2 protein-coding genes and 1 pseudogene are annotated in these 4,108 nt (G+C 59.3%); 2 read left to right on the plus strand and 1 reads right to left on the minus strand.

The features are described from left to right. A pseudogene (locus tag HX846_RS32365) lies at window positions 1–382 on the minus strand (bifunctional glutamine synthetase adenylyltransferase/deadenyltransferase); the annotation flags it as partial. 383 nt (window positions 383–765) lie between these two features. Between HX846_RS32365 and aceE the strand changes: the two are divergent. Both aceE and HX846_RS32375 read left to right on the plus strand, forming a co-directional pair. Beyond that, the gene (aceE, locus tag HX846_RS32370; protein WP_003209439.1) at window positions 766–3,411 is read left to right on the plus strand and encodes a pyruvate dehydrogenase (acetyl-transferring), homodimeric type; all 2,646 of its coding nucleotides are present in this window, start codon (window positions 766–768) and stop codon (window positions 3,409–3,411) included. 11 nt (window positions 3,412–3,422) lie between these two features. Then, on the plus strand, window positions 3,423–4,108 hold a 686-nt coding region (locus tag HX846_RS32375), incomplete at its 3' end, for a biotin/lipoyl-containing protein (RefSeq protein ID WP_372242036.1).

Raw genomic sequence — 4,108 nt, forward strand, 5'->3', positions numbered from 1 at the left:
CCTGTCGGGTCAGGTCGCGCCAGATGATCCGCACCTGCTGGCGGGTGCGCTGGCGGCGCAGAACCCGTCCCAGTTCGTCTTCTGTCTCGGCTTGTTGCACGGCCGCCGCAATCTGTCCGCACAGCTCGCCGGGGGCAAAGCTGCGGTCCAGTTCGCCCCAGGCCACCAGCTCGAGCAACATCAAAGGGTCACGAACACTCTGTTCAATGACGAAATCACTGGCGGCGCACACACGGGCGAAGTCAGCCCAACGTTGCGGCGTCCACTCAGAAAGGCCATTATCGCCGTCCAATCCGGCCACGGCGTCACGAAATGACTGCTCGGCCCGCTTGGCAAATGGAAGCAGGATGGCCGGGAGTTCGGCCTGCATTGGAAGGCTCATGGTCTATCCTTGATCGGCGCGTAAAGGGCTTGTAGCTGTGAACGCAAGAACCACGCTCGGTGAAGGACTGTCGAACAAAGGTTAGAAATAGCTGAAAATTTTTCTTTTTTGGCAGTCAACATCAAATCTCTACCCTTTCTTGTTCGCAAAAGATCAACAATAACGATTATGCTCGCCAGCTAGACCGAGCAATCCGCTCAGTCTTGTGTAGTTTTACTACTCGTATATACATTCGAAAGGCTGAAATGGCCGACGATTTGTAGTAAAACTACAGGACGCCGAAGCAACCTTCGGCCATCCAAGAATTTATGTCGTCTGCCCACAAGGCCAGTCGCAAACTTCAGGCAACCGATTCTGGTAGCCTTTCCGCCCTGGAGCAAGCCATGCAAGACCTCGATCCCGTCGAAACCCAGGAATGGCTGGACGCCCTGGAATCGGTTCTCGACAAAGAAGGCGAAGACCGTGCTCACTACCTGATGACCCGTATGGGCGAACTCGCGACCCGCAGCGGCTCGCAACTGCCCTACGCCATCACCACGCCGTATCGCAACACCATCCCGGTAACCCACGAAGCACGCATGCCTGGCGACCTGTTCATGGAACGCCGCATTCGCTCGCTGGTACGCTGGAACGCCATGGCGATGGTAATGCGCACGAACTTGAAAGATTCTGACCTGGGCGGTCACATCTCCAGCTTCGCTTCCAGCGCAACCCTGTATGACATCGGCTTCAACTACTTCTTCCAGGCCCCGACCGAAGAACATGGCGGCGACCTGATCTACTTCCAGGGCCACACCTCGCCAGGCGTCTACGCCCGTGCGTTCATGGAAGGCCGCATCACCGAAGAACAAATGAACAACTTCCGCCAGGAAGTCGACGGCCAGGGCCTCTCGTCCTATCCGCACCCTTGGCTGATGCCTGATTTCTGGCAGTTCCCGACGGTATCCATGGGCCTGGGCCCGATCCAGGCGATCTACCAGGCACGCTTCATGAAGTACCTGGAAGCCCGTGGCTTCATCCCTGAAGGCAAGCAGAAAGTCTGGTGCTTCCTGGGCGACGGCGAGTGTGACGAGCCGGAATCCCTGGGCGCCATCTCCCTGGCCGGCCGCGAGAAGCTGGACAACCTGATCTTCGTCATCAACTGCAACCTGCAGCGCCTCGACGGCCCGGTTCGCGGCAACGGCAAGATCATCCAGGAACTCGAAGGCGTGTTCCGTGGTGCTCAGTGGAACGTGACCAAAGTCATCTGGGGCCGTTTCTGGGACCCACTGCTGGCCAAGGACGTCGACGGCATCCTGCAACGTCGCATGGACGAAGTCATCGACGGCGAGTACCAGAACTACAAGGCCAAAGACGGCGCGTTCGTACGTGAACACTTCTTCAACACGCCTGAACTCAAGGCAATGGTTGCAGACCTGTCCGACGACGAGATCTGGAAACTCAACCGTGGCGGCCACGACCCGTACAAGGTCTACGCGGCGTACCACGAAGCGGTCAACCACAAAGAACAACCGACCGTCATCTTGGCCAAGACCATCAAGGGTTATGGCACCGGTGCCGGCGAAGCGAAGAACACTGCGCACAACACCAAGAAAGTCGATGTCGACAGCCTGAAGTTGTTCCGCGACCGCTTCGACATCCCGGTCAAGGACGAAGAGCTGGAGAACCTGCCGTTCTTCAAGCCGGAGCCAAACAGCGCCGAAGCCCGCTACCTCAGCGAGCGTCGCACTGCACTGGGCGGTTTCGTGCCTCAGCGCCGCGCCAAGAGCTTCAACATCCCGACTCCGCCACTGGATACCCTCAAGGCAATCCTGGACGGCTCGGGCGACCGTGAAATCTCCACCACCATGGCCTTCGTGCGGATCCTCGCGCAGCTGGTCAAGGACAAGGAAATCGGCTCGCGTATCGTGCCGATCATCCCGGACGAAGCCCGTACCTTCGGTATGGAAGGCATGTTCCGTCAGTTGGGCATCTACTCCTCCGTCGGCCAGCTCTACGAGCCAGTCGATAAAGACCAGGTGATGTTCTACAAGGAAGACAAGAAGGGCCAGATCCTCGAAGAAGGCATCAACGAAGCGGGCGCCATGAGCTCCTTCATCGCTGCCGGTACTTCGTACTCCAGCCACAACCAGCCGATGCTGCCGTTCTACATCTTCTACTCGATGTTCGGTTTCCAGCGTATTGGCGACCTGGCTTGGGCAGCAGGCGACAGTCGTACCCGTGGCTTCCTGATCGGCGGTACTGCCGGGCGGACCACGCTGAACGGCGAAGGCCTGCAACACGAAGACGGTCACAGCCACATCCTGGCGGGCACCATCCCGAACTGCCGCACCTTTGATCCAACCTACGGCTATGAGCTGGCGGTGATCATCCAGGACGGCATGAAGAAGATGACCGAAGAGCAGCAGGACGTTTTCTACTACATCACCGTGATGAACGAGTCCTACCAGCAGCCAGCCATGCCGGCCGGTGTCGAGGAAGGCATCATCAAGGGCATGTACCTGCTCGAAGAAGACACCAAGGAAGCCGCTCACCACGTGCAACTGATGGGCTCCGGCACCATCCTGCGCGAAGTGCGTGAAGCTGCAAAAATCCTGCGTGAAGAGTTCAACGTCGGTGCTGACGTATGGAGCGTTACCAGCTTCAACGAACTGCGTCGCGACGGCCTGGCCGTAGAGCGCAGCAACCGCCTGCACCCGGGCCAGAAGCCTGCGCGCACCTACGTCGAAGAGTGCCTGGCTGGCCGTAAGGGTCCGGTTATCGCCTCTACCGACTACATGAAGCTGTTTGCTGAACAAATTCGTCAGTGGGTACCGTCCAAGGAATTCAAAGTCCTGGGCACCGACGGTTTCGGCCGTAGTGACAGCCGCAAGAAGCTGCGTCACTTCTTCGAAGTCGACCGTCACTTCGTGGTGTTGGCAGCCCTGGAAGCCTTGGCTGACCGTGGTGAAATCGAACCCAAGGTGGTAGCAGACGCTATCGTCAAGTTCGGGATCAACCCGGAAAAACGCAACCCACTGGACTGCTGAGGAGACTTTCTGTGAGCGAACTCATTCGCGTACCTGACATCGGCAGCGGTGAAGGTGAAGTAATTGAACTGTTTGTGAAGGTCGGCGACACCGTCGAAGCCGACCAGAGCATCCTGACCCTGGAATCGGACAAGGCGAGCATGGAAATCCCTGCTCCCAAGGCCGGCGTGGTCAAAAGCCTGAAAGTGAAGCTGGGCGACCGCCTGAAAGAAGGCGACGAACTGCTTGAGCTGGAAATCGAAGGTGCCGCTGATGCGGCCCCTGCGGCGGCCGCTCCTGCTGCTGCCCCGGCGCCTGCCGCCGAGAAGCCTGCCGCTGCTGCCGAGGCCCCTGCGGCTCCGGCGGCTGCACCTGCCGCCGAAACAGTCCAGGACATTCATGTTCCGGACATCGGTTCGTCGGGCAAGGCCAAGATCATCGAACTGCTGGTTAAAGTCGGCGACACCGTCGAAGCTGATCAATCGCTGATCACCCTGGAGTCCGACAAGGCCTCCATGGAAATCCCTTCGCCGGCAGCCGGCGTGGTGGAAAGCATTGCCGTGAAGCTGGAAGACGAAGTCGGCACTGGTGACTTCATCCTCAAGCTGAAAGTAGCGGGCGCTTCGGCTCCTGCTGCTGCCGCTCCAGCCGCCGCTGCTCCGGCCGCCAAGGCTGAAGCCGCACCGGCTGCCGCCGCGCCTGCACCTGCGCCTGCTGC

The organism is Pseudomonas sp. K5002, from assembly GCF_013386655.1.
Taxonomy (GTDB): domain Bacteria; phylum Pseudomonadota; class Gammaproteobacteria; order Pseudomonadales; family Pseudomonadaceae; genus Aquipseudomonas.